Genomic DNA, 25171 nt, shown 5'->3' with positions numbered 1-25171 from the left:
CCAAATTCCCCGGGGGTATTTGTGGCAAGAGGAAAAGTGCCGGTCGTGCCCTGGCGTTACGGGCGGCACATTCCCTTGATGCCCTGGGCGATTTCCGGTTTTGCGGCCAGCGTGTCGGCGGCCAGGTCACGGGCGGTTTGCAGCAGGTCCTCGGGCGAGACGATGCGATCGACCAGGCCGAAGGCCAGCGCCTCGTCGGCGGTGATCTTTTGCCCTGCCATCAGGATCAGTTTGGCCCGTGCCGGCCCCACAAGGGCGGCCAGCCGACCCGGATCGGAGGGTTGCGGCAGGTAGCCCAGTTTCATCACCGGGTAGAAGAACTTGGCCCCCGGCACCGCTATCCGCAGGTCGCAGGCCAGTGCCATGCCGTTCGAGCCGCCCGCCAGCGTGCCGTTGAGCGCGGCAATGGTCAGGCCGGGCAGCGCCGCGATGGCGGCCGAGAGCCGCTCCCAATCGGGCGAGGTGGCCATGCCGGCGCGGGCGGCATCGAGATCGGCGCCGGCGCTGAACACCTTTCCGGTGCCGGTGAGGATCAGCGCTCGGGCCTGTTGCGCGCCCTCGGCGATTTCGCACAGCCGGGCCAGCATTTCGGGCGTCAGGGAGTTGGCCTTGTCGGGGCGGTTCAGTGTGACGGTCCAGAGGTCGCCATCCTTGTCCAGCTCGATCATTGGCCAAGACCCAGTTTTGCGCGGATCGCCGGGTCGCGCAGTGAAATTTCCTGGCCAAGCCAGTCATCGGCATCGGGGGTGCACATCCACAAAAGGCATTGCGCGGGCCATTCCGGCGGGATGTGGTCGGTCCACTCCATCTGGCTGACGGGGTTGATGCCGGTGGCCTTGATCTCGCGCTGCATCTGCGTGGCCACGGTGCCGGGTGACAGGCCCATGATGCGCAGGCCGTTCTCGGCGCCTTCGAGATGGGCCGCGCGGGTGAGCATGGCGGCGCCGGCCTTGGAGGCGCAATAGTGGCTCCATCCTTCCAGCGGGTTGTGGGCCGCGCCCGAGCTGATGGTGATGATTGTGCCGCCGCCTGCCGATTGCATCACGGGCATGGCCGCGCGCATGCCGTGAAAGACACCTTTCAGGTTGATGTCGATCGCCTGGCCCCAGCCTGCGGGGTCGGCGGTGGCGATATGGGCGACCGGCTCGATCACGCCGGCGTTGCCCACCAATATGTCGAGCCCGCCGAAAGTATCGACCGCCATCTGAACGGCCGCAGCGACCTGTGCATAATCGGCCACGTCGCATGGCATGGCACGGGCCTGGGCGCCGATGTCGTTGGCGATGGTCGTGATGGCATCGGTGCTGCGTGCCGTCAGCACGACATTGGCGCCGCGTGCGGCGAACAGGCGGGCGGTAGCCTCGCCAATACCGCGGCTGGCGCCGGTGATCAGGGCGGTCTTGCCGGAAAGGGTGGACATCGGAGCCTCCTGCTGCTGCGTTCGTGCTTGTGGTAAACGGCTTGTGCCGCGTGGTCCAGCCCGACCCACTTGACGGGTGGCGGTCAAGAGCGGAAGCTGTTGCCCGAATTCATTCGGTTTTTGAGAGGGATCAAAATGACATTTGCAAGAGCGATCGGTGGTGCTGGCGTTGCGCTAGGCGTGCTGGCCGGCACACCTGCATGGGCCGAGGTCAGCCCGGAGCAGGTATGGGATGATTTCAAAGGGTACTTGCAGGGGTTCGGCTATTCCATCACCGCAGACGAGGCGCCGGGGGCCGGGGCGCTTGTTGTCAGCGATATCACCGTCACCATGGAAATGCCCGAGGAGGGTGGAACCGCCAGCTTCGATCTGCCGGACATGACCTTTACCGATGCCGGTGGCGGCACCGTCACCATGACGCTGCCCGTGCAGTCAAGCATACCCTTCATGGTCGATGTCGAGGGCGATGACGATATGTCGGGCGAGATGGAACTGACCCATACCGGGTTCTTGATGACCGTTTCGGGCGAGCCCGGCGACCTGGTCTATGATTACGAGGCCGGTGATATAACGGTGGGCCTTTCCAGCCTGACGGTCGAGCAGGAGGAGATGGATATCACGGCAGCCCGCACGACATTGCGGAACATGGAGGGGCAAAGCACCATCAAGGTGGGCGAGCTGCGCAACGTGGTGCAGAGCATGAACGCCAGCGTCATGGAATACGCGATCGACATGACAGACCCCGATGATGGCACCGGGCGGCTCATGTTCAATGGTCAGGCGGACGATCTGACCTTTGACGGTACGATGTCGCTGCCGTTGGAAGAGATCGAATCGGAAGATCCGAACGCGATGATCGAGGCCGGGTTCGAGGTAAACGGCGGCTATACCCACGCCGGCGGGCAATCCAATTTCAGCTTCGACGATGACGGAACGAGCGTGACGGGCACGACGCGCTCGGGTTCGGGCGCGTTCACGGTGCGCATGGGGGCCGATCAACTGGGTTATGACGTGGTGGCAAAGGATGTGGCCGTCAACGTCACCAGCAGCGATATGCCCTTTCCGGTCGAGATCGAGATGGCGGAAAGCGCGATGAGTTTCAAAATGCCCGTCTTGCCAGGCGAGGAGCCGCAGGATTTCGCGCTGGGCCTGACGCTGGCCGATTTTACCATGTCCGACATGATCTGGAGCATGTTCGACCCGGCGGGACAATTGCCGCGCGACCCGGCGACGGTCGCCGTTGACCTGAGCGGCACGGCGCGGCTGGACGGCCCGTTGCTGGATTCCGACACGATGGAAAGCAGCGAAGCGCCCGGCGAGCTGCGCACGCTTGATATCGGCAACCTGGTGCTGCGCCTGGCGGGTGCCGAACTGACGGGGCAGGGCGGCTTTACCTTCGACAATTCCGACACCAGCACCTTTGACGGTGTCCCGCGGCCCGAAGGGTCGGTCGATCTGCGGCTGGAAGGCGGCAACACGCTGCTGGACAGGCTGGTGAACATGGGGCTGTTGCCGGAAGAGCAGGCCACCGGCGCGCGCATGATGATCGGCCTTTTTGCCGTTCCTGGCGACGGTGATGACGTGTTGACCTCGACTATCGAGGTGAACGAGGCGGGCCAGGTTCTCGCCAACGGTCAGCGCCTGCGCTGAAACCAGCATCCCGAACGGACTGCGCGGGGCCCCGGGTGCGGGGCCCTTTGCGTTTCGCGGGCAGGCGCGGCTTTTCGGTCGGGGCCGTGCGCCCGATACCGCGTGCTGACTGCCGGGCACAGGCGGGCCGCCCTTGTGCATCGGGCGGCATGGCTCTACCTCTTGGCCACGTTTTTACAAGGGGATGATCCGGAATGACCGAAACGCTTGCCTCGCTTTGCGATGACTTGTTGACGGCGGCGCGGCGCGCGGGCGCGGATGCGGCCGATGCCATGGCGCTTGCGGGCACATCGGTGTCGATCGACGTGCGGGGCGGCGTGCTGGAGCAGGCCGAACGCTCGGAAGGGACGGATCTTGGCTTGCGCGTTTTCGTGGGCCAGCGGCAGGCCAATGTTTCGGCCTCGGACACGCGGCCCGAAACCCTTGCGGAAATGGCCGCCCGCGCGGTTGCGATGGCACGCGAGGCGCCCGTGGACCCTTATGCCGGCTTGGCCGACCCCGGCCAGTTGGCAAAAGATTGGGATGCCGCGGCGCTGGAAATGGCCGACCCCGCGCCCGAGCCCGACCCGAAGGCGTTGCAGGACGACGCGCGGGATGCCGAGGCCGCGGCACTGGCCGTTGACGGTGTGACACAGGTGCAAGGGGCCAGCGCGGGCTATGGGCGCACCGATGTCTGGCTGACGGCAACGAACGGGTTTTCGGGTGGGTACGGCCGCACGCAGCGCAGCCGCTCTTGCGTAGCGATTGCCGGCACGGGCAGCAAAATGGAGCGCGAGTATGATGGCGATGGCCGCATATTCCAGGCCGATCTTCGCAGCGCAGAGGATATCGGCCGCGTGGCAGGGGAGCGGGCGGTGGCCGCGCTGGGTGCGCGCAAACCGCCGACCGGCCAATATCCGGTGCTGTATGACGAGCGTATCGCGGCCAGCCTCATCGGGCATTTGTTGGCGGCGGTCAACGGATCGTCCATCGCGCGCGGTTCGTCGTGGTTGCGTGACGCGCTGGGGCAGCAGGTCTTGCCCGCGTCCCTGTCGCTGATCGAAGACCCGCTGCGCCCACGCGCCACCGCCTCGCGCCCGTTCGACGCCGAAGGTTTGCCCACGCGACGCCGTGCCATTGTCGAGGATGGTGTTCTGACCGGCTGGACGCTGGACCTGGCCACCGGGCGCAAGCTGGGCCTGCCATCGACCGCGAACGCTGCGCGCGGTACCGGCGCGCCGCCCAGCGCGACCACCTGGAACGTGGCGCTGACCCAGGGCGCCGCAAGCCGGGCCGATCTGATGCGTGACATGGGCACCGGGCTTTTGGTGACATCCATGATCGGGTCGACGATCAACCCCAACACGGGCGATTATTCGCGCGGGGCCAGCGGGTTCTGGGTAGAGAATGGCGAAATCACCTATCCGGTGAACGAATGCACTGTCGCGGGCAACCTGCGTGACATGCTGATGACGCTGGTTCCTGCCAACGATGCAAGGCCCTGGCTGGCGCGCGTGGTGCCGTCGCTTCTGGTTGAAGGAATGACCCTTGCCGGAAACTGATCGCAGGCTTTTGATGCAGGCCGCCCGCGCGGCGGGTGAGGTGGCGCGCGGTTACGTCGGCAAGACCCTTGAGATCGAGCACAAGCCCGGCGATGCCGGGCCGGTCACTGATGCCGATCACGCGGTAAATGCAACGCTGCACGAGGTTCTGCGCAGCGCACGCCCTGCATATGGCTGGCTATCCGAAGAAACCGAGGACACCAGTGACCGCATGGCGCGCGACCGCGTGTTCATCGTCGACCCGATCGACGGCACGCGCAGTTTCATCGAAGGGTCGGGTGCCTGGGCCCACTCGCTGGCAGTGGTCGAGAATGGCGAGACGATCGCCGCCGCCATTTATCTGCCGATGAAGGACAAGCTTTACTCGGCCGCGCGTGGACAGGGCGCATGGATGAACGACACGCCCATTCGCGCCACCGCGCGGCAAGAGTTGCAGGGCGCCACCGTGGTTGCGGCGACGCCGAATTTCGACCCGTCGAACTGGCGTGGAGGGGTGCCCGACATGCGCCGCACCTTTCGCCCGTCCTTGGCCTATCGGCTGGCACTGGTGGCCGAGGGCCGGTTCGACGCGATGCTGACCCTTCGCCCGAGTTGGGAATGGGATATCGCCGCGGGGGCGCTGATCTTGCGCGAGGCGGGTGCCCGCGTGACAGATCGCCTGGGTCGTCCGCTGCGGTTCAACAATATCCATCCGCAAGTAAACGGCGTGGTGGCGGCTGGCCCGGCGCTGCATGGCCAGTTGCAAGACAGGCTGGCGCCCTGGCCGGGATAGGCACGGCGATTGTGCCGCCGTGTCCGAGCGCCTAAGTTGGCGCGCGTAAGCAAAGGATGGGTGATGCCCTGTTTCCCCGACCATACAATGCGCGGCGCCTTTTACGCCGGCGCACTCATTCCGAAGGTGCGGTGATGGCGCGATCATTGGGATTGGCAGCATATCTGGCGCTGGCCGCACACCGGCCAAGCAATGGCTACACCCCTACCGGCCAACGCCCGGCAGGCGCATTGGTATGGGGACATGCGCCGGCCGCCGAGGAAGCGCATGCCCTGGCACATCTTTTCGGGCGTCTGCGGCAGTTGCGCGGCGATGTGTCGTTTCTGCTGACCTATGATGAAGGGGTGGCGTTGCCCGCAGATATCGTGGCGCATTTCGCGGTTGAAGCGGTGCCGCCGGAAAATCGTGATGCGATTGTCCTGTTTCTTGATCATTGGCGCCCCGATGTCTGCATCTGGGCGCGCGGTGCGCTGCGCCCGGCGCTGATCGACGCGGCCAGCGATGCGGGCACGGCAATGTATCTGGTCAACGCGCAGCACCAGGCGTTCGATTTCCGCGGCTTGCGCTGGCTGCCTGATCTCGTGCGGCGCAGCCTGGGCGCTTTCGACATGATTTTCGCACTTGATACCACGGCGCGAAACCGTCTGCTGCGCCTTGGCGTTGTGCCCGACGCGATCAGCGTATCCGGCCCGTTGGAAGAAGGTGGGAGCGCGTTGCCCTGTGACCAGGGCACCCATGAAAAGCTGGTTGGCGTCTTGCAGGGACGGCCCACCTGGCTGGCGGCGATGCTGCAACCCGATGAACTGCCCGTGGTGACCGAGGCGCATCGCGCGGCGTTGAGCCTGGCGCATCGTCTGCTGTTGGTGATCGCCCCCGACAACGCGATCGACGAGCCCGGCTTCGCGGCCGCACTGGATGACGAGGGCTGGCGCGTGGCCCGTTGGTCTCGCGGCGAACTTCCGGGGGAAACCACCCAGATATTGCTGGCAGATAGTAGCGACGAAATGGGGCTTTGGTATCGGGTCGCGCCTGTCAGTTTCATGGGCAGCTCGGTGGTTACGGGGGCGGGTGGGCGAGACCCGTATGGCCCTGCCGCGCTTGGCTCGGCAGTGTTGTACGGCCCGAATGTTGGCCGGTACCTGGGGGCCTATTCGCGCCTGGCCGCGGCAGGCGCGGCGCGCATCGTCAAGGATGCGGGCACCTTGTCGGCGGCGGTGACGCGGCTTAGCGCACCGGCACACGCGGCCGAAATGGCCCATGCCGCGTGGTCGGTCGCATCACAAGGGGCCGAGGTGACCGACCAATTGTTGGCGCTGATCGAGGATACCCTCGATCTGCTCGAGGTGGGGGAGTGACCATGCGCGCACCAGGGTTCTGGTTCACGCCGCCCGACCGGCCCGCGCTTGCCGCCCGCCTGCTGGCGCCGCTGGGCGCGTTTTATGCCCGTGCCACGGCGCGACGGCTGGCACATGGCGCGCGCGACCGGGTGGGTGTGCCGGTGATCTGCGTGGGAAACATCAACGCGGGCGGTACGGGCAAGACGCCCACGGTGATTGCCGTGATCGAGGCGTTGCGCGATCTGCATCTTGAGCCCGCGGTGGTATCGCGCGGATATGGCGGCACGATGGCAGGCCCGGTCGAGGTCGATCCCGCCCGCCACACCGCCGCGCAGGTCGGCGATGAGCCGCTTTTGCTAGCGGCCTTTGCCCGCGTATGGGTGGCGCGCGACCGTGCGACCGGCGCAGGCGCGGCGGTGTCGGCGGGCGCGCAGGTGTTGGTGCTGGATGACGGGTTTCAGAATCCGGGGCTGGCGCATGACCTGTCCCTGGTGGTGGTGGATGCGGCCAAGGGATTCGGCAACGGGCGTTGCCTGCCCGCTGGCCCCCTGCGCGAGCCGGTGGGGGCTGGCATGGCACGGGCCGATCTGTTGCTGTCGATCGGCGAGGACACGGCGCAGGCGGCGTTCGACGCCGCCTGGGGTGACATGGTGACGGTGCCGCATCTGCGTGGAACGCTGGCACCGCTGCAAACCGGGATGGACTGGACCGACACGCCATTCCTGGCCTTTGCTGGCATCGGCCACCCCGAGAAGTTCTTTGCCACCTTGCGGCGCCTTGGCGCGCACCTGGTGCGGGCCGAGGCGCTGGATGATCACCAGCCGCTGACCCATGCTTTGATGACGCGGTTGGAAAACGAGGCAAAATTACGCGGCGCGCAATTGGTGACCACGGAAAAGGACGCGGTGCGCCTGCCATCCGCGTTTCGGATGAAGGTGATAACCCTTCCCGTGCGTTTGCAGATCTCGGACGACGGGCCTTTGCGCCATGCGTTGAGGCGTGTTGCCGTGACCTAGGGTCACGGACCCGGCGAACAGGGCCTAGCGCGCCAGCATCCGCAGGCCCTGTGTCACGTCTGAACGCACGGCAAGGCGCAGGCCCGGCTCGTCGCCGGCCTTGAGCGCGGCAAGAATAAGCCGGTGGTTGTGCGGCGGCTCTTTCTGGCGCAGACGGCCATAAAGCGCGCGCATGGTTGGACCCAGTTGCAACCAGACGGTTTCGGCCATCGCCAGCATGGCAGGTGCCTGCGCGCGCAGGTAAAGCGCGCGGTGAAACTCCAGGTTGGCGCGGATGTAACCGACGGCATCCTGTTTCACGACCATTTCCGATACCGTGGCGTTGATCGTTGCCATCCGGTCGATCAGGGCCATGTGGGCGCGGGGCAGGGCCCGGCTGGCCAGTTCAACCTCGATCAACGAGCGAAGCGCGGCCAGTTCCTCGATCCGGTCATTGCTGAGTTCGGGCGTCGCGACCCGGCCAGAGCTGGACAGCGTCAGCGCGCCTTCGGCCACCAAGCGGCGCACCGCTTCGCGGGCGGGGGTCATCGATACGCCAAACTGGGTGCCGATGCCGCGCAGGGTCAGGGCCTGGCCCGGCGCGATCTCGCCATGCATGATCCGGGTGCGCAGCCCGCGATAGACGCGGTCATGGGCGGCTGGGGTCGGATCGGGGCGGGTGTTCAAAAGCATGTTTGATTTGTGATCACATCGACATTCGCCGTCAATCGGCAAAACGATAGCGGTGCAAACCCGACCCGTTTTCGCGCAGCCAGCGGCGTGGGGCGTCGTGCGGGCCGTAAAGCCGCCCGACTACCGCCCAGAAGGCGGCAGAGTGATTCATTTCGGCCAGGTGCGCCACCTCGTGGGCGGCGACGTAATCCAGCACATGATCGGGCGCCATGATCAGCCGCCAGGAAAACATCAGCCCGCCATCGCCCGTGCACGACCCCCAGCGCGACCGCGTGTCGCGCAAGGTCAGGCGGGCATAGGGCCGCCCCAGCACGGCGGCGTAGCCATCGGACGCCGCAGCCAGCCGATCGCGTGCCCGCTGCTTGAGAAACCCCTGCACCCGCGCGCCCATCCGTTCGGTCGGCCCGGGCACCTGAAGCGTATCCCCGGCCAGGTTCACAGCGCGCCCCGCCACTGGCACCACTTGCCGCATACGCCCCTGCACCGGCAGGCTGATGCCCTGCGCCACCCTTACCGGCGCGGCGTGGCCCGCCAGTGTCTGGCGCAGCCATTCGGCCTTGGACTGTGCGAAATCCAGCGCTTCGCGCTCGCTCACGCCCTTGGGGCATGTCAGCGTTACCCGACCGTCGAGCTGCGACACGCGCAGGGAAATTCGGCGCGCCCTTGCCGATTTCCGCAAGAGCACTGCAACAGGGGGGTTGCCGGGAAGGACGTGCTGTTCCATATCGCCTCCGGTGGATAATGCCGCAGCTGCGACATAGGCTTTGACACATCCCCGCTGTTATGGCAGGGGACGCGGATTGCCGACAAGATCAGAGATGCAAAGAGGGATCTCAATGGCCAAGGAAGAATGGGGCGTCAAGCGCGTGTGCCCGACGACAGGCAAGCGGTTTTATGACCTGAACAAAAATCCGATCGTCAGCCCCTACACGGGCGAGGTGGTCGAAGTCGAGAGCGGGAAGCGCAGCATGATCGCGGCGGATGCCGAAGATGCGCAGAGCAAGAAGGTCAAAGAGACCGAGTCCGATTCGAGCTCGGACCTGCTGGATGAAGAAGATGTCGAAGTCGAACTGAATGACGACATCCTGGATGATGAAGATGACGACAACGTTCCGCTTGACGATCTCAAGGACGTGGCGTCGGAAGACGGCGACGACACCTGAAGCAATGCGGGCGGAATTTTCCGCTTGATCCCGCCCGTGCCTTTGCCTAGATAGCGGCGCACAGGCCACAGGGTCTGACAATGATGGGGCCTTAGCTCAGCTGGGAGAGCGCCTGCATGGCATGCAGGAGGTCAGCGGTTCGATCCCGCTAGGCTCCACCATCCCGCACTTTTGGGTTGAAATTTCCGCTAACACCTTGAATGGAAAGGTGCTTTTAGCGGTTCGATAACCGTTATCGCGGCTGTATCGCAGAGGCTCTGCGAAAGCCAGTTTCAGCACTGTGCGTTTGAACGCAAAGCCGCCGTTTTCATATAGTTTCCAAGGGTTTCCGAGGAACGTCAGGGCGTGTTCGACAAATTCCTCCAGGCGTCCCTTCGGAGGCACTTTCAGAGCCGCTTGCTCGTCCAGCTTGATCTTCTCGCGTTCCAGCTTGTCGATCCGTTTCTCATACGCCTGAATCACCGAAGGACTGGTGGCTTCGACGATGCGGTCGAGCAGCGCTTCGATCTGTCCTTCGATATCCTTGGTCTGGGCTGCGAGCGTGCTTTGCTCCTGCCGCGCTTCCGTGAGCTTCATGTTCCATGCGTCAATGAACATAGCTCGCACCAGCTCATAGAGCTGTTTGGCGGGCTGTAGCGACCGCAGTAGCGCTTCCGCGCCATCTTCGATTTCGGCGCGCGGGATCGACTTGCGCTTCGACGCGCAGGACGGAGTATCGCACAGATAGTAGGGATAGTGCTTGTTCCGGCCTTTCGACCAGCAGGAGGTCATGGGTTCCCCACAATCGTCACACAGGACGAAGCCACGCAGCGGGAAGTCTTCGTTGATGTCCTTTCGCGTCGGTGCCTGTGCAGTGCCCTTGAGCCGCGTCTGGATGCGCTCGTGCAAGGCAAAGCTGATCAGGGGCTCGTGATGCCCTTTGCGCAGCCCTACGCCCCATTTCGGGGCTTCGATGTATCCGGCATAGGTCGGGCGTTCGAGTATTTCCCGAACCTTGGTGATACGCACCGAGCCGTCGCGGGATGATTTCGGGAAGTCTGGCTTCGACTCGAAGAAGCGCACGACCTCGCTCTGGGAAGAAAAGCGCCCCGAGGCATAGCCTTCGAGCGCCTCGGCAACGATGGACGCCACCGGCTCATCGCGCACAAGCAGCTTGCCGTGGACCCGATCCTTTTTGTAGCGGTAGCCGACCGGCGGGTGAAAGACGTAATAGCCTTTCTCCACGCGGGCTTTCATTTTCTGGATCACCTGCCGCCGGTTCTGCTCGCGCTCCAGCTCGCCTTGCGCGGCGAAGATCGTTTCGACGAATTTGCCTTCCGGCGTATCGTCGAGCTTGAAATTCAGGCATTCGATCTTTGCGCCGCGTGTAAGAAACTCGCGCCGCAGCTTGATGTGGAATTCGGTATCCCGCGCAAAACGCTTGAGATCATCGAATATGACCACGTAATTCTTGTCCGGCTGCGCATCGAGAAAACTCAGCAGCGCGACCATGCCAGGCCGCTTGATGAAATCGCCGCCGCCCGAAGCGTCGTCGGGGAACACGGCTTCGACATCGTAGCCTTGCGCCGCCGCGTACTGGCGGCAGCGATGTTCCTGACTGTCGAGCCCGCCGCCTTCGGTTTTCTGCCGCGTGCTGGACACGCGGCAGTAGATGACGGCGCGCATATCCTCTTTATGATTGTTTTTATGAGTCATTTAGCCTCCGGCTTGCCTGGCGGATCAGGCTTCTCAAAGGGTTTATCTGTGTTGTGATCCTCCAATATTACCCTATCGAAGGCCCGAGCGGGAGACGGACTGTCCGCCTCGTCATCTTTTCCACAGGCTTCTTGCAGCGGGTGGACGCCGTAGCCGAGCTCGACGAACGTCATCACGATGCTCCAAGCGGCCTGCAGAACATCTTCCTTCTGTTCCGGCGTCAGGTCTGACCCGTCCAGATATGCCTGATATCTGGCGACATCGACGGTAAGCGTCGGGCGCGCCGAAGCCGAAAAGGCTTCGAATATTGTTGAGGTGTTGTTGGCACCGGTATCGTATTTCATCGGTCTCTCCGATCTAAGTTCTTCATTCCAACACCTCTTTTTATTTTACCCGATTTTTCGGGATTTCCGCAAAAAGAGGCGGGTTATTTCTTTGCTGCAAAGCCGCATTGAGCGCGACCTAGCCCGTTTCTCTCCGTCTGAGTCCGCGCCAGTCCGCCTCGCTCTGAATTGATCCGCGCGCGTAGAGCGCGCGTTCAATGCTGCGCTTGATCAGCGTGGGCCGCGTCAGATCGCCGTAGACACTGGCAACACGGAGCAGACCGCCTTCGTGCTGGATCATCACGTCATGGCCCCTGCGGTGATTGGGCAGGATCAGCACGTCTTCGACGGCAGATCGCGCCACAGACTTCGAGCGAAAGACGCTGTGCCGGACGCTGACCTCATCGTCGTCTTCGTCGATGATGATCGTGACGTGCTCGCGATTGACCAGCCATGTGAACAGATCGAACAGGCCGAGTTCCAGGACGAGGATCGCACCGCCGATCCAGTAGAGCGCGAACAGCCAGCCACGCAGGTTTTCGAGCGGCACGTCCGTCACATCGGCACGTGCGACTGCCGCCAGCGCGTCGAAGGCGTTCGAGAGCGCCATCACGACAAAGGCCGCTTGCGCCAGAAGGAAGTTTTCATCCGGTTCGGCGGCGCGCTCCGGCGCGTAATGCGTGATCAGCGTGACCGCAGCCAGAAAGACGGCAATCAGCCAGATAGAAATCCGCATCTCGTATCCGCTCGATGGCAGCCGGTGCGCCGCTTTGATGCGCGCGCTGTTCCCGCGTGTCTGGAGGCACGGCTCGCCATCGATCCAGTGTTTTTTGAGTTCGAGAATGTTCATCGGTTCTTCCTCTTCGTCTTATCCTTATCCGCCCATGACCCTTGCGATCAGCGGCGCCCAATTGACCGGCAGCATGGTCACAACGGGGCAATCCCAGTTCGGCCCCAGTTGCTCGCGCATGCCCTGCACCCCGAAATACCGGCACTCGAAACAGCGCCCGCCATCGATGCAGCGATACGTCACCAGCAGATGCGGCGTGCCGTAAGCCACGGAGACAAAGACCAGAGCGCTGGCTCCCCATGTCAGAACGCGCGGCTTGATCAGCCATCGCAGAGCGGCGTAGATGCGCGCACCCGTGGTGCGCCGCCCCTGAAGCACGGCTGCCCGCTTTTCAGGGTCCGGCCTGCGCTTGCGCGGGCGCGGGGCGTTCCGGCTCACGACTTCGACCTTGATCCGGCTCATGACTCGCTCCTTGTTTTCGCGTAGCGCAGGCGGAAGACCGGCTTGCCGCCGCGCGGGTGATCGCCTTCCATCGGGTTCGGGTCGGCCCAGTCCCGCCACGGGAACACGTCCCAGTAGCGCGCCTTGGAGGCGAGGACGGGCGGGGCCGCCTTGACGAACAGGAGCTGACGGTCATCCGGCAGCGCCATGATCTCCTGTGGCAGCATGAGCGGCACGCCACGTTCGGAGACACTGACACCGACCTCATGCTCGTCACGCTGGCCGAGATTGTAGTTGCGCGTGATGATCGAGCGCTCGCCGAGCAGCCGCGAGAGCCGCTGCGCAAGCTCCATGTCCTGCACCGCGAAGAATTGCTTCACCTCGGACTGGCTCAGGATGATGTTGGTCGTCTCGCGCCCGTAAACCTGCGCCAGATGCGACAGGTCCTGCACGATTGCCCATATCCGCACGCCAAAGCCTGGCAGCAGCGTCAGCGCTTCGGCAAAGCCCGCGATCTTGCCCATGTTGGCAAACTCGTCGAGCAGGAACAGCACGGGCTGGTTGTTCTGGGGGATCACCGTCGCGTTGATCGCATGCCGCGCCACCAGTGCCAGCCACTTGCCGTAATCGCCGATCCGTTCGGCGGGGATCATGACGTAAACGGTTGTGGGCTTCATCTTGAGTTCCCTGAATTCGATATCCGAGCCGGACACGGCATCGGCCAGCGGTCCGCCAGGCCGGAACACCTGAAGCGCGTTGGATGCGCCGTTGCGGAAATCATCGAACTGGCGGGAGCCTTCCTCGAACTGGTGCAGCAATTCCTGTCCGTAGGCAGCAACCACGCCGTCGAGCGCCGTGGACTGCGCCATGTCGCGCAAGGTCATCTCCAGAACGTCGGTGCTTTTGATGACCCGCCACAGATCGGGCAGTGTGCAGCGCTGCGGTCTGCCGCGCGTTGCGAGATGGAGCTGCAAGCCTTCGAGCATATTGCGCGCGCCGTCGCGGAAATAGCGGTTCTTGTCGCCGCCTTCCGGTTCCGGCTCCAGCATGAAGGCATTGGCGCGCACCGCATCGCCAAGCTCGCCATGGCGGCGCGGATCGGCAGCCATGTCGATCAGGGGCTGGAGCGGGTTGTAGCGGTCGCACCGCAGGCCGTGCAGGTTCCACGGATTGAGGAAGATGACCTTGTGATCGAAAGCCTCCTCGCGGTGCTGTGCGGTGATCGCCGCCAGCTCGCCCTTCGGATCGGTGACAAACACCGAGCCGGAATAGTGCAGCAGGTTCGGGATCACGACGCTCGTGCCTTTGCCCTGACGGGCGGGCGCGACCGTCAACAAATGCGCCTTGCCGCCCGCGAAGAGCGGCACGCCATCCAGTGTGCCGAGAAACAGGCCGTTCGGATCGGTCAGGCCGAAATCCGCGCAATCGCGCAGATCGGCAAATGCCGCGTCTCCGTAAAGGCCGGTCGGGGTCTCCGCCTTCCGGCGTGCGGCTCTCAGCAACAGGACGCGGAAGCCGTCGAAGATACCATGCGCGATGCTCAAGAGGCCCGCTAGAAACAACAGCCCGAGAGCAAAGGCCGACACCGGATCACTCAGCGCGTCCAGCGGGCCGAGTAAATACCCCGTGCCTCCGGCAACAAGGCCGCCGACAAACATCCGGCCAAACGGGTTCGGTGGCCGCTGCGCGTGCATGGCACTATCCTTCGACAAGTTTTTTCTGCTGCCCTTTTATTTGGTTTCTGGCCGGAACGGTTTCGAAGGTTTTTTTGCGTGGGCGCGCAATTTTCTTGTGCGCTGAGTGAGCGCCTGTTCCGGCCAGAGGACAAAAAGAGCAAATGATTATAGACACTTGTCGATGGTCGCGGGGCGAGGCTACGCGTCGAAAAAAAATTTGCCGGATACGCTTGAAAGACTGGGAGAGCAGGCCGAAGCGCGCATGCCCAGCACGGGCGGTGCCGCCGATTTTTCCGCGATCAGGCCCGCAAACGCCAGTGTCAGAAGTCAGGATGACGGTCCCGACAGCCTTTTTTGCGGGTTGGTCAGACGTGCGTTACGGACTGTCAGCCCGCCGCGTCACCATCACCGCGCGTAGAACATCACGGAACACGCCCCGTTGCGCGTGACCTCTGTCGCGGTGCTGCCCGTGGGTTCGGCAGGCGGCGCGTCGGTGCTGTAATCCAGCCGTGCCAGTTGCCCGTTATCGAGAACATGGTAGCCGACATAATCGACGGGGTTTTGTCCGCAAACGGGGAAACCGTCACCCTGCGGTGCGCTCACGCGAAAGACACTGCCGCCCTCGCGCACGGGTTCGAGCGTTGCTTGCGGCCCCGTCGCAAAGCTCAGGCGGTCAGGCGTAACCGTCATCGCGCCCAGCCACTCCGCAGGGCGGCTGTAGGGTTCCCAGACGCCGCCGAAATCGCCACCGGCGCTTACAGTGCCAGGCAGGATCATGACAGCTACGATTGCAGCGGAGCAGATTAACGACCTTGACCAAATACTCATCACGAAATCCCCTCGACGCTGGCATCGCAGTCTTGTTGCTGGCACAACGATACCAGAAAATGCGCTCCGAAGCAGCCGACCCCGAAACCGGCGCGGCGCATGTTCACAGCCTCACGGTGCCGCCTGTACTACAAATGCCTGAATGTACTACATTTTGCCAATAAGACCGACCGCAAGATGTGTGTTGTACTACAACACATCTTGGCAAGGGGGCCGCTGCGCGCCCCCGTTGCATCCCCCAGCCCGTGGCTCTTTCAGGGCATTGAACCCATTCCAGAGCCAGCAGACCGTATCGCCGGTCAATCACTCGCAGGGCTTGGAGACGTCCCTCTCCACCTGCACCGAACCATGGATCAAAGGGCGTATCGCCGCCCCTTGAAACCCACTCGCAAGGGAGCCTTCGGCGCTCCCCTGCACCCCATCGACTTGGCGGGCGTTCCTGCCCCCAAGACCCCTGACCACTTCATGGAGACGACTTCATCGAGACCATGGAAGGGAGCTTTCGCGCTACCCTTGCCCTGGACCCATCCCATCGAGCAGGGGCGTGTCACACCCCTTGCACCCCTGAACAGGACTGCCCGCCCTGCGACCGACCAACCCTGCGCGGACAGGATACCGCCAAGCGCGGCCGCGCTGAACCGTTTACTGGGCCTGCCGCCGCTTACTGAACCCGGTTCGCCCTGTCTCTCCGCCAACAGCGGGCGATGCCCGACCGATGACCCTGTTCACTATATGTTGCCCCATTGCGCGTCAGTGTGCCAAGTTGTGGCAAAGCGTCGACTCGCAAGTGCAGGATAGCCACCGGATCACGGCACGGATGCCGTCGGACAACCATGTTAACGGGGGAATACCGGAAATGACAATACAGCCACGAACAGGGCGAAGTGCCACCGACGTTCTTTTTTTCTTGAAAATTGCTGCCAACAATCTGGAAACAGGAAACTTTTTCCGATACACTAACTAGCTAATAGCGGGTTTCCCGCCACGCAAAAACAGAACAAAATCAAACAAACGAGGCAGTGCGCGCATGTCATTCAGGTATATCGGTTCGAAAGCGCGATTGGTTGATGCAATCCTTGACCATATCGGAAAACCTGATGGTGGAAAATTCATTGATGCATTCTGTGGAACGGGGGCGGTTGCCGACGCGGCGTCTAAAGCCGGATGGCCCGTTCTCGTAAATGATCATCTTGCCAGCTCATCTATTATGTCTTTGGCTCGCGTCACCTCGCGTAAGCAGGTGCCGTTTAAGAAGCTTGGAGGCTATGAGGGTGCACTTGCCGCGTTAAATCGCGCTGAATCCGTGACAGGATTCATTTGGCGGGAGTATAGTCCCGCCTCGTCCGGTCATTGCGCCACTGAGCGTAAATATTTCACAGAGCATAACGCGCAAAGAATTGACGGCATCAGGCAGCAAATATCGGCTTGGTCGAGAGAAGGCGAAATCACCGACGCCGAAGCCTATGTGCTGATAGCCGATTTGATGGGCGCGGCGAACCGCGTCGCTAATACGGCGGGGACCTACGGATGCTTTCTCTCAAAATGGCAGCGGCAATCTTTGGATAGATTGGTGCTTTCACCGCGCGTCATCCCTGAAGAGGCTCCGGCTGCAAGTATGTCCAACCGCGACGTTCTTGAGGTGGAATGTAAGCCGGACGATACAGTCTATCTCGATCCGCCCTACACGAAACGGCAATACGCAGCCTATTACCACATCCTTGAAACCATCGCTCTCGGCGACGAACCGGAAGTCGTGGGCGTATGCGGTATTCGCCCGTGGCAGCACATTGCTTCGGATTATTGCTATAAGGTGCGCGCTGCCGACGCACTTGAAAAGCTGGTCGCAACGATCCCCGCGCGCCGCGTCTTTCTGTCTTACAGCGCCGAAGCACATGTACCGCTGGAGGTTCTTGGTGAAGCGCTACAAAGACTGGGCAATGTCGTGCGCAACGATCTGGAATCCGTTGGCCGGTACCGTCCGAACCGCGCGGCAAGCGAGGGCGGTTCCGAGGTTGGTGAGGTGCTGTTCTATGTCGAGAAAACGGCAGAGGCGAGTATGGTGGCGGCATGATATCATCTAACACGCTGGAACTGAGCCGTCTTGCGGAAATTGATGCGATTATCGAGAGGCTTCTCTCCGGTGTACGGACGGCCAGAAACGAATACCGTTTGCAGCTTCTTGAAGCCGCCGCATCGCGGATCGGTGGCTTCGACTTGCAAGCATTTCAAGATCAGTTCGGGATAGATGCGGCAAAGCCGCCAGACGAGCTTCTCGATGATGCCCGTGCCATCGTGCAGGCAATCGATGATTGCAACATCCATCCTGTACTCGCGCTTAGCGCCCTTGCGCGCGAATCCCTCGATGATGCCGAGCGCAAATCAAGCGGCGCCTATCATACGGATTTCAGGCTGGCGCTGCATCTGGCGCAATCTGTCGAAGATCGTCTCAAGCCGGATATGAAGGTGGTCGATCCGGCCTGCGGCGCCGGTATCCTGCTTGCCGCCGTATCCATCGTGGCTTGCGGCTCGGACCGGATTCTCACGAGTGACTGGCTGCGGAACAGCGTCTATGCCGCCGATCTCTCGCCTCTCGCCCTCAGAGGGACGCTTATATCTCTCTCGGCGCTGACGGATGACCTGGATGCGCTTCATGCCATGCGCGCGAAGTGGCGCATTCAGGATAGCCTTATGGCAACGGAAGCGGAGTGGGAGGCACTTGCGCCGGACGGCTTCGATCTCGTGATCGCAAACCCGCCGTGGGAGAAAGTGAAACTTTCCCGCCATGAATACCTCAAAGCCAACGGCGAAACGCGACACTACGGCTCAAGCTACGACAAGACGACCTTGACCGGGTACGAGGCCGCAAAAGCTGACAAGGCAAGGCTCGCTTCACGACTGGTCGAGCGATATCCGGCGCTGGCGAAAGGGGAACCCGATCTGTATGTCGCGTTCACCGAGCTGCTTCTGAAGCTGACGCGTCCAGGGGGCGGCGGGGCGCTGCTCGTTCCGGCAGGTCTGATCCGGTCTCTGAACACGCAATATCTGCGCAGGGAACTAATCGCGTCCTGCAAAAAGCTGACGGTCACCGTCCTCGACAACAAGGCGCGGCACTTTGCGATCGACACGCGCTTCAAATTCCTGCTGGTCGACTACACAAAAGCTCATCAGGCTGATTCCGCGTGCCGGAGTATCCGCCTGTCCCACGCGCGTGCCGACAGAGACGGGATCGAATCTTCACCAGCCGTCGCCCTGCCGGTTACTACGCTCAAGTCCCTGCGTCCCGATCTGACCATTCCGGAAGTCCGTACGGCAGCCGAATGGCGCCTGTTCAAGAAGATGCAGGGCAACGGGGTTTCGCCGGATTGTCCGGACTCGCCCTGGTATCCGGCAATCTGCCGCGAGGTCGATATGACCCACGGGCGGCGCTATTTCCGGAAATCTCCGGCACCGGACCGGTTGCCCGTTATCGAGGGCCGCATGGTCCAGCAGCATCGTCTGGGTTGCAAGGCTTACGCGTTTGGCGAAGGCAGAAGCGCCGTCTGGGACAACCTGCCGCCAGGCCGGAGCACCTTGCAGCCGCAATTCTGGATGCCGCGCACCGCGCTTGGTTCTAAGGCACGGGGGCGTATTGAACGCGTGCGTGCAGGGTTCTGTGACATCACCGGCCAAACAAACGAACGCTCGATGATGGCGGCGGTTGTGCCGCCAGAGGTCGTCTGCGGCAATAAAGTCCCGACAGTCGAGTTTCCGAATGATCCATCAGAAGAGCGTATCCTTCTATGGCTCTCGATCGTGAACTCCCTGCCTTTCGATTGGCTCTTGCGCCGTGTCGTGACAACTACTGTCAATTACTTTGTCTTGCTGTCCGTCAAGCTACCCCCGTTGGACATTGAAAGTCTGCCCGCACGGCGTCTCATCGAGATTGCACGCCAGCTCTCAATGTTCGACAGAAACGGCACCAAATCGTTCGAGACATGCTGGAAAATTGCGCAGCTTAAAGCCGAAGCCGACGTTCTGGTCGCAAACGCCTACGGCTGCACGGAAACCGATTTGCGGCTGATGCTCACGGATTTCCCGTTACTCGACAGGGGACAACCGCCACTGCACGGCGAATTTCAATCGACCATTACGCCGGATCTCCTTTTACACGCCTGGGCGCGTCGCAAGAAGAAGAAAAACGGTGCGGCAGACCAACGTGTGTCGGATGCAAAGCGCGCGGGTGCTGTTGCATATGTCAGCTCTGAATTTTCATCCTCGCTTGAAAGCATAGTGGAGGTTGCACGTGAGCAATAACGGATTGAATGTTGTACGTGTATTTTTGTTCCGCATTGATGATGGCGACCGTCGCAAGTTCATTGCAAAGGCGAACGATACGGATAGCGGCGGCGGCCCCCGCGATCTACGCGTACGACCGGAAGACCGGTTCTGGCCGTTCCTCGAACGCATGCTTTCCGGTCGTGAAACCGTCAATCGTCCCCGCACGGGCGGAACCACCGAGATTCTTGTAGATGACATCGTTTGGACAGACGGCGGGCAAGATAAAACGGGCCGACTCGAAATCTGGCCGCACCAGAACAATCGCCCCAATGAATGCCGTATGGCCAAAGTCTATCAATGGCATGCCGACCACCTGATCGAAGATGATCCGGACGGCGGACTTTCGGTGCTTATGCTCTTTCAACAGGAAGACGGCGTTATCCGGCTCTTCTTTACCACCGAGACCGTTCTCGAGACGGGGAACTGGGACCCAACGGTGAAGAACTTCTCGAAAAAATGGATTCAGGAGACGCAGCGCTATCGGGGTCCCAAATCGGCATTCCTGGATTTGAAGGAGAAGGAGAGCTACTGCGGTGGTTGATGCGAAGGAAGTCCTGAGCCTTTTGGAAGCGCGCCGGAACGTTCTTCTTTCCGGCCCGCCCGGTACGGGCAAGTCAATGTTGCTGAGCGAAGTCGCCCATCTCTTCGCAAACCGACGCACAGGGAGCACGCCGCGCTATGATCCGGACGCCGAGGTTCCGATACCGCCTGCCGCGACCTCCGGCCTGCCTGGCGATATCGGCAAGGCGAAGAACCGTAAGGTCTTTCGGGCTGTCCTGCATCAGTCCAGCAAGCATAGGGACTTCCTCACGGGCATGATGCCGGATGTTCGCGAAGGAAAGGCGGCCGGATCGTTTCGTATCACAGAAGGCATTCTTTACCGCGCCAGCGAGTTTGCCAAGGAACCCGAAAGTGCCGCGCTGCTGATCATCGATGAAGTCAATCGCGGCCCGACCGTGCAGGTATTCGGCGGCGCGATTGTAGCCATGGAGGCCGAGAAACGCCTTGGCGCGGACGGCAAGCCGACTAAAAATACGCAGTATTTTGACCTGCTTAATCCGGCCGACGGAGAGCTTGTCGAATATGCCTTTCCGTCGAAGCTCTATATTCTTGCCGCCATGAACCAGGCGGATGTATCGGTCGAGCCTCTTGATGTTGCGTTCCTGCGCCGTTGGGCGCCGCTCAACCTTGAGCCGTCGGTAAAAATACTCCGGGATCATTTCGGCCTGTCGGCGACTCCATCGGGCGCACTGCCCGCGACACCCACGTCGCCCGACGATGTATGCGAAGCCGCAGTCAGAGCCTTCGCGTCGGTAAACCAGCGGATCGCGCTCGGACGTGCGCCGGAGTTCCGGATCGGCCACGGCGTTCTTATGGCGCCGGACGGCAAGCCTGGAACGGTCGAGCAGGCGCTCGATCATTTCGCGACGTGCTGGCGGCTGGTGAAGACTCATGTCGATGAGGCATTCTTTGGGGATGTCAGGGGGTTGGCAATCGTCCTGAATGCCGATCAGGGTATCGCCGGAAATCCCTATACGCTTGAAGAAACGACCTTCGGGGACGCACCGAGAGCACAGATCAACGGCCCTGTCACGCTGACGCGGGACCATATCTACGGGTTGATGCTGGCGCTTGCCCAAATCGAAGAATAATCCCGATGCGAGAGTGGCAGCGCATCACCGCAACCGAGTACGCCAAGCCCGCCGCGCTGGCCGAACAAATCGCCCGCAAGAGCGATATCTCCGTCGGCAAGGCGCGCGAATTGTTACTCGGTGCCGGTGAACGGGTGCGTGGGATGCTTGGCCTTGATGCCGCGCCGATTGCTCTTGTCGGTGACAAGGTCCAGTTCCAGAACTTTGCCGGACTCCTTGTGCTCGCGCGCGGTCTTGAGCTTGAAGTTGCCCCGAAATTCCTCGGTGACGTTGAGGGCTGGCGGGAAGATTTCTTCCTGCTTGCAACGCTGTCTCACCATGGCCGGTTACTGGATGATGAAGGATTGCAGGCCGCAGCACAGGCAAACTCCGACCTCGCTACCCTGATTGGCCGGTCTCTGGTCGAGATGTATTGGCGGAATCACCGCCGTCCTCTCCGTACATATCGCCGTCTCAGGCGGACGGAGTTCGCGATCGACGGCGATTATGATCCCGAGGACCTGATCACACCGGCCGAAGACGGATTCGTACAAGAAGTCACGTCGTTTACCCGCATAAACCCGTACAACGGTGTTATTCGCGCTGCCGCTGCGCAGCTCGCTCCTGTAGTCCCCGACGCGGAAACCCGCGCCCGCCTGGAACGGGTCGCCGAGAACCTTCCACGTCAACGGGCGCCGTCACGCCTGGACAACCGGCAGGTTCCGAGCCGTGCAAGAAGCTGGCAACCCACATACGATCTCTCTCTTGATATTCTGCGGGGACTTGGCGGGGCCTACGACCCGAGAAACGCGCTGGCCCCTGGTTTCGTGATGACGACGTGGCAGGTCTGGGAACATCTGGTTTCGATTGCGCTGCGCTCGGGCATGGGCGGCAAGAACGTCTCTATTCAGGCCGGTCATCGGCTGGGCGTGCGGATGAAAGGTACCGAAAAGTCGCCGCTCACTGTATACCCCGATGCATTGGCAAGCGTTCACGAGGCGACAGGCATCCGCAAGGTGATCATCGATGCGAAGTATAAGGGGCATGTCGAACGGCGCGGCGCCCAGAGTGTTTCGAATGCGGATATCTACGAAGCGCTGGCGTTTTCCCGCGCGACGGCCGTCAACGATGTGGTTCTCGCCTATCCGAAGAGCGCCGATCCATCAAATCCGGAGCGTTGCACCGTTGGGAACGCCGTTGTGTTCTCCAACGTCACGGTGGAAGATGTGAATATCCGCGCGGTAGAACTCGGTGTGTGCGGTATTTCCAGGCGGGATGGCTTGAAGAAATTCGTAACGGCTCTCTCAGGCGTTATTTGAAGCAGCAGACGAATCCGCAGCATCCTCGATATCAAGGACTTCGGGCGCTTCCGCTTCAATCTCCGGTTCTTGCTCCGTCGCTTTGAGCGGCAATTCGGAGTAAGAATCTCCCATCATCATCTTGTAATGACCGTGATGGCCGGAGACTTCGAAGATGCGACGGAAGACGGACAAATACCGGTCAATCTGTCCCGGATCGCACGACATGAACAAGTCGTCATTGGCAAAGTGCGAGCCGTCATTAATCCAAGAGAAAAGCGAGCCGCAAATCATCTTTTCCTTGCCCTCGAACTCTTCAATAATTTCTTCGGGTGCGACACCGCCGAAAAACTTGAAGTAATGCTCCAGAATCCGGCGCATGACGTTCTGAATGGCGGTATCGGAAGGTGGGTCCTGCCGCACTTCCCGCCATAGTAGCTCGTAGCTCGATTTGATTGGATTCTCGGGGCTACGAATCAGCTCCGACCGGCTTGTGGACTTGCGAATGATCCAGAACGTCTCATCGTTCATGGCGTCGGCACCGCTGCGCCGCTTGTGAAACGTGATCTCCTTGTGAAAGTAGATGTTGTGGGTCAGCACGAAGACCTGCTTGATGGCACCCGCACCGTCGCGCATCTCGTTCACGATGCCCTTGATCAGGTTGCAGACGATGAACAGGATATCGGCATCGAGGCTCGAAACCGGATCATCGAATACGACAATCCGGTTCGTGTTGGCGCCGCTCGACGAGAACGAGCCCTTCACATGATGGTAGAAATACAGAAAGGTGATGAAGGATTTCTCGCCTTCACTCAGGGAGCCTTTGGCGTCCTCGCCGCCAGGACGTTTGACCTCGTAGAAGCCGTCATCGGTGCTTTCCACAAGGTGAAAATTCACGAAGCCGAAGGATTTGAGTAGCTTGTTGATCTCTTCGATTGTCGGCTTGATGCTCGTGATCTTCTTTTCGTTTTCCTCGATTTCATCGCCCTTGGCCTGCAACTCTTTGGTGCGTTCGTCGATCTTGGTCGACAAGCCGTTGATCGCGCTATCGAGTTTCAGCGCATCGGCTTTGTATTTGCCGTATATCGGCTTCGAATCTTCGAGAAGCCGCCGCCAGACCTGAGACGTCAGTGTCCGCTTGCGCGCGTCCAGGTTCGCCAGCGTGTCGTTGTTTACCTGGACACTGGCGTTTGCGGCATCAATGTGCGCGTCCACGGCCGCAAAAAGAGACGCTGTGTCCTTGAGTGTCGCGGCGGCACTCGGCTCCTTCCTTTTATCTTCAATCGTTGCGGCGTTGGCTTCCAATGCAAGGCGCAGCGTGGCGAGGTCTTTGTCGAACGCTTCCCGATCCAGAAACGGGGATTCGGTGACAGCCGTTGTACCATAGGCGTCGAGCAGGTCCGTAGACATTCCGGCGTAGTCCGCACGCAAACTCTCGATGGCCGCCAGATCGTTGACATAGCTCTCGTCAAAATACTCTTCGAGGCTCTGCCGGAACGCCGCATCGGTCTTTTGTTGGCAGAACGGACACTGATCATCCAGTTCTTTGAAGTATTCCCGCCCTTGTTGTACCCAGTCGCTGTTCCCGAGCTTCTCGATCAGTGCCGCGATATCCACATCAGCCTTGCCGATCACCTTCTTTGACAGGATTGCGTCGTTTTCGAGGGCCACGAGCGCGGTGCAATCGGGCTTTGGCACCGTCTGCGCGTGAGACAGCTCGTTCGAAAATACACTCGCGGCGTCGGTACGCAGGTCGGCAATGTCGCGAAGGTCTGCCTTGTTGTTCTCGGCCTCGTTAAGGTAGCGCTCGACAAACTTGGCCTTGCTCTTGTTCACACCGGAGAAGGCGTCGCTCAGCTCGTCGAACTTCGCCTTGGCCTTCCAGACGTCGTCCCTGAGCTGTACATCGAGATCATCGCGCTCCTTCGTCTTGCCACCCTGACCGTCGTCACCGTGAAGGGTCTTCCTCAGCCCTTTGAGCTTATTTGAAATATCTTCCTCTTCGGCCTTGAGCGCGGCGACCGTTTTCACGGCCTCAACATTGCCGTCTCCAAGCGTGTAAATGCCCTTGATGCTTCCAGGGGTGTCGAAATGCTTCTCGACGAAATCGCGGTGATACACGCGCGTTTCGAGCGGCGCACCTGCCGCCCACGTGATCGCGCAGTCGGGATGTGTGCCGCTACCGTCGATGACACGGGAAATCGTAGTCTTGCCGGACCCGTTCGGGCCAAAGACAAAGTTCAATGGCCGAAGCTCGCTCAGGAGCGTGCCATCTTCGTCATATGCGCCTTCATTGGCCAGTCTAATCGCTTCAATCATGTTGCATCGTCTTGGAACTGATCTTACCTGTCGGCAATGCTGCCATCTGCGTTCGCAGGCTGGCAAGGATTTTGCCGAAATACCATTGATTTGTTGTGGGAAAGTGGTGGGGCGGCGGTGATGCGGTGCTGTCGACGCTTCCTGCCAGTTCCTGTTCGCCTCGTGTGAGTACTCGATAACGAGCTAGTGTTCCGAGTCTGACGCATGCTACCGGTTTCCGCGAATTTCATCGAGGGCGTTCAGGGCGCGGCTCTCTCGGGCGAGGATATCGTCGGCGGTTTT

22 protein-coding genes, 1 tRNA gene and 1 pseudogene are annotated in these 25171 nt (G+C 61.4%); 13 read left to right on the top strand and 11 right to left on the bottom strand.

The features are described 5' to 3' along the window. Positions 1-56 precede the first annotated feature (56 nt). Positions 57-668, bottom strand: a complete 612-nt coding sequence (locus M8744_RS06400; RefSeq protein WP_251411232.1) for an enoyl-CoA hydratase/isomerase family protein — start codon at positions 666-668, stop codon at positions 57-59. Beyond that, positions 665-1420, bottom strand: coding sequence for an SDR family oxidoreductase (locus M8744_RS06395; protein WP_251411229.1), 756 nt, complete (start codon positions 1418-1420; stop codon positions 665-667). Before M8744_RS06395 ends, M8744_RS06400 begins: the two co-directional genes overlap by 4 nt. Positions 1421-1555: 135 nt before the next feature. On the opposite strand from M8744_RS06395, the gene M8744_RS06390 reads away from it, so the two are divergent. The 5 genes from M8744_RS06390 to lpxK all read left to right on the top strand — a co-directional run bounded on the left by M8744_RS06390 (position 1556) and on the right by lpxK (position 7736). Then, positions 1556-3070, top strand: a complete 1515-nt coding sequence (locus tag M8744_RS06390) for a DUF2125 domain-containing protein (RefSeq protein ID WP_251411226.1) — start codon at positions 1556-1558, stop codon at positions 3068-3070. Between the two features lie 194 nt (positions 3071-3264). After that, positions 3265-4611, top strand: a complete 1347-nt coding sequence (locus M8744_RS06385; RefSeq protein WP_251411223.1) for a TldD/PmbA family protein — start codon at positions 3265-3267, stop codon at positions 4609-4611. After that, positions 4598-5383, top strand: a complete 786-nt coding sequence (locus tag M8744_RS06380) for an inositol monophosphatase family protein (RefSeq protein WP_251411220.1) — start codon at positions 4598-4600, stop codon at positions 5381-5383. Before M8744_RS06385 ends, M8744_RS06380 begins: the two co-directional genes overlap by 14 nt. Positions 5384-5535: 152 nt before the next feature. After that, on the top strand, positions 5536-6738 hold the full coding sequence (locus tag M8744_RS06375; protein ID WP_251411217.1) for a 3-deoxy-D-manno-octulosonic acid transferase: 1203 nt from the start codon (positions 5536-5538) through the stop codon (positions 6736-6738). A gap of 2 nt (positions 6739-6740) precedes the next feature. Further along, complete coding sequence (lpxK, locus tag M8744_RS06370) at positions 6741-7736, top strand: tetraacyldisaccharide 4'-kinase (protein ID WP_251411214.1); 996 nt, start codon at positions 6741-6743, stop codon at positions 7734-7736. A gap of 24 nt (positions 7737-7760) precedes the next feature. Here lpxK and M8744_RS06365 read toward each other — a convergent pair whose 3' ends face one another. Next, positions 7761-8408, bottom strand: coding sequence for a GntR family transcriptional regulator (locus M8744_RS06365; RefSeq protein ID WP_251411211.1), 648 nt, complete (start codon positions 8406-8408; stop codon positions 7761-7763). Between the two features lie 31 nt (positions 8409-8439). Beyond that, positions 8440-9132: a M48 family metallopeptidase gene (locus M8744_RS06360; RefSeq protein WP_251411208.1), complete on the bottom strand. Its 693-nt coding sequence runs from the start codon at positions 9130-9132 to the stop codon at positions 8440-8442. Positions 9133-9244: 112 nt separating this feature from the next. Between M8744_RS06360 and M8744_RS06355 the strand changes: the two genes are divergently transcribed. The 3 genes from M8744_RS06355 (at position 9245) to M8744_RS06345 (ending at position 10207) form a co-directional block, all read left to right on the top strand. After that, positions 9245-9571 (top strand): TIGR02300 family protein, encoded by a 327-nt coding sequence (locus M8744_RS06355; RefSeq protein ID WP_251411205.1) that lies wholly within the window; start codon positions 9245-9247, stop codon positions 9569-9571. A gap of 85 nt (positions 9572-9656) precedes the next feature. Beyond that, positions 9657-9732, top strand: a tRNA-Ala gene (locus M8744_RS06350). A 184-nt stretch (positions 9733-9916) separates the two neighbouring features. After that, positions 9917-10207 carry a hypothetical protein gene (locus M8744_RS06345; RefSeq protein ID WP_251411202.1) on the top strand — a complete coding sequence of 97 codons (291 nt, stop codon included), beginning with the start codon at positions 9917-9919 and terminating at the stop codon, positions 10205-10207. A gap of 36 nt (positions 10208-10243) precedes the next feature. Here M8744_RS06345 and M8744_RS06340 read toward each other — a convergent pair. The 6 genes and pseudogenes from M8744_RS06340 to M8744_RS06315 all read right to left on the bottom strand — a co-directional run. Beyond that, positions 10244-11236, bottom strand: a pseudogene (locus M8744_RS06340) (recombinase family protein); the annotation flags it as partial. Between the two features lie 26 nt (positions 11237-11262). Continuing rightward, entirely contained in the window at positions 11263-11610 is a 348-nt protein-coding gene (locus M8744_RS06335; protein WP_251411200.1) for a hypothetical protein, read from the bottom strand. A gap of 118 nt (positions 11611-11728) precedes the next feature. Further along, on the bottom strand, positions 11729-12439 hold the full coding sequence (locus M8744_RS06330; RefSeq protein WP_251411197.1) for a hypothetical protein: 711 nt from the start codon (positions 12437-12439) through the stop codon (positions 11729-11731). Between the two features lie 24 nt (positions 12440-12463). Beyond that, the gene (locus M8744_RS06325) at positions 12464-12841 is read right to left on the bottom strand and encodes a hypothetical protein (protein ID WP_251411194.1); all 378 of its coding nucleotides are present in this window, start codon (positions 12839-12841) and stop codon (positions 12464-12466) included. After that, complete coding sequence (locus tag M8744_RS06320) at positions 12838-14514, bottom strand: type IV secretory system conjugative DNA transfer family protein (RefSeq protein WP_251411191.1); 1677 nt, start codon at positions 14512-14514, stop codon at positions 12838-12840. Before M8744_RS06320 ends, M8744_RS06325 begins: the two co-directional genes overlap by 4 nt. A gap of 387 nt (positions 14515-14901) precedes the next feature. Then, on the bottom strand, positions 14902-15324 hold the full coding sequence (locus M8744_RS06315; protein WP_251411188.1) for a hypothetical protein: 423 nt from the start codon (positions 15322-15324) through the stop codon (positions 14902-14904). Between the two features lie 1027 nt (positions 15325-16351). On the opposite strand from M8744_RS06315, the gene M8744_RS06310 reads away from it, so the two are divergent. The 5 genes from M8744_RS06310 to M8744_RS06290 are packed head-to-tail and all read left to right on the top strand — an operon-like array spanning position 16352 to position 22591. Further along, on the top strand, positions 16352-17395 hold the full coding sequence (locus tag M8744_RS06310; protein ID WP_251411185.1) for a DNA adenine methylase: 1044 nt from the start codon (positions 16352-16354) through the stop codon (positions 17393-17395). After that, positions 17392-19617 carry an Eco57I restriction-modification methylase domain-containing protein gene (locus M8744_RS06305; RefSeq protein WP_251411182.1) on the top strand — a complete coding sequence of 742 codons (2226 nt, stop codon included), beginning with the start codon at positions 17392-17394 and terminating at the stop codon, positions 19615-19617. Before M8744_RS06310 ends, M8744_RS06305 begins: the two co-directional genes overlap by 4 nt. Next, positions 19607-20182 carry a hypothetical protein gene (locus tag M8744_RS06300; RefSeq protein WP_251411179.1) on the top strand — a complete coding sequence of 192 codons (576 nt, stop codon included), beginning with the start codon at positions 19607-19609 and terminating at the stop codon, positions 20180-20182. The genes M8744_RS06305 and M8744_RS06300 overlap by 11 nt, the downstream gene beginning before the upstream one ends. Further along, on the top strand, positions 20175-21293 hold the full coding sequence (locus tag M8744_RS06295) for an AAA family ATPase (protein ID WP_251411176.1): 1119 nt from the start codon (positions 20175-20177) through the stop codon (positions 21291-21293). Before M8744_RS06300 ends, M8744_RS06295 begins: the two co-directional genes overlap by 8 nt. 5 nt (positions 21294-21298) lie before the next feature. Next, positions 21299-22591 carry an McrC family protein gene (locus M8744_RS06290; protein ID WP_251411173.1) on the top strand — a complete coding sequence of 431 codons (1293 nt, stop codon included), beginning with the start codon at positions 21299-21301 and terminating at the stop codon, positions 22589-22591. Here M8744_RS06290 and M8744_RS06285 read toward each other — a convergent pair. After that, positions 22577-24889, bottom strand: coding sequence for an AAA family ATPase (locus M8744_RS06285; protein ID WP_251411170.1), 2313 nt, complete (start codon positions 24887-24889; stop codon positions 22577-22579). The two genes, M8744_RS06290 and M8744_RS06285, sit on opposite strands and share 15 nt — an antisense overlap. Positions 24890-25171: the final 282 nt, after the last annotated feature.

This window comes from Lutimaribacter degradans (assembly GCF_023703375.1).
Taxonomy (GTDB): Bacteria; Pseudomonadota; Alphaproteobacteria; order Rhodobacterales; family Rhodobacteraceae; genus Lutimaribacter; species Lutimaribacter degradans.
The sequence above is the reverse complement of the archived record's forward strand: the minus strand, read 5'-3'. Positions and strand labels throughout refer to the sequence as shown.

Coding starts and splice junctions, on each gene's coding strand:
- M8744_RS06400 (WP_251411232.1), bottom strand. CDS start 668: ATGATCGAGCTGGACAAGGATGGCGACCTCTGGACCGTCACACTGAAC.
- M8744_RS06395 (WP_251411229.1), bottom strand. CDS start 1,420: ATGTCCACCCTTTCCGGCAAGACCGCCCTGATCACCGGCGCCAGCCGC.
- M8744_RS06390 (WP_251411226.1), top strand. CDS start 1,556: ATGACATTTGCAAGAGCGATCGGTGGTGCTGGCGTTGCGCTAGGCGTG.
- M8744_RS06385 (WP_251411223.1), top strand. CDS start 3,265: ATGACCGAAACGCTTGCCTCGCTTTGCGATGACTTGTTGACGGCGGCG.
- lpxK (WP_251411214.1), top strand. CDS start 6,741: ATGCGCGCACCAGGGTTCTGGTTCACGCCGCCCGACCGGCCCGCGCTT.
- M8744_RS06365 (WP_251411211.1), bottom strand. CDS start 8,408: ATGCTTTTGAACACCCGCCCCGATCCGACCCCAGCCGCCCATGACCGC.
- M8744_RS06360 (WP_251411208.1), bottom strand. CDS start 9,132: ATGGAACAGCACGTCCTTCCCGGCAACCCCCCTGTTGCAGTGCTCTTG.
- M8744_RS06355 (WP_251411205.1), top strand. CDS start 9,245: ATGGCCAAGGAAGAATGGGGCGTCAAGCGCGTGTGCCCGACGACAGGC.
- M8744_RS06335 (WP_251411200.1), bottom strand. CDS start 11,610: ATGAAATACGATACCGGTGCCAACAACACCTCAACAATATTCGAAGCC.
- M8744_RS06330 (WP_251411197.1), bottom strand. CDS start 12,439: ATGAACATTCTCGAACTCAAAAAACACTGGATCGATGGCGAGCCGTGC.
- M8744_RS06325 (WP_251411194.1), bottom strand. CDS start 12,841: ATGAGCCGGATCAAGGTCGAAGTCGTGAGCCGGAACGCCCCGCGCCCG.
- M8744_RS06320 (WP_251411191.1), bottom strand. CDS start 14,514: ATGCACGCGCAGCGGCCACCGAACCCGTTTGGCCGGATGTTTGTCGGC.
- M8744_RS06315 (WP_251411188.1), bottom strand. CDS start 15,324: ATGAGTATTTGGTCAAGGTCGTTAATCTGCTCCGCTGCAATCGTAGCT.
- M8744_RS06310 (WP_251411185.1), top strand. CDS start 16,352: ATGTCATTCAGGTATATCGGTTCGAAAGCGCGATTGGTTGATGCAATC.
- M8744_RS06305 (WP_251411182.1), top strand. CDS start 17,392: ATGATATCATCTAACACGCTGGAACTGAGCCGTCTTGCGGAAATTGAT.
- M8744_RS06290 (WP_251411173.1), top strand. CDS start 21,299: ATGCGAGAGTGGCAGCGCATCACCGCAACCGAGTACGCCAAGCCCGCC.
- M8744_RS06285 (WP_251411170.1), bottom strand. CDS start 24,889: ATGATTGAAGCGATTAGACTGGCCAATGAAGGCGCATATGACGAAGAT.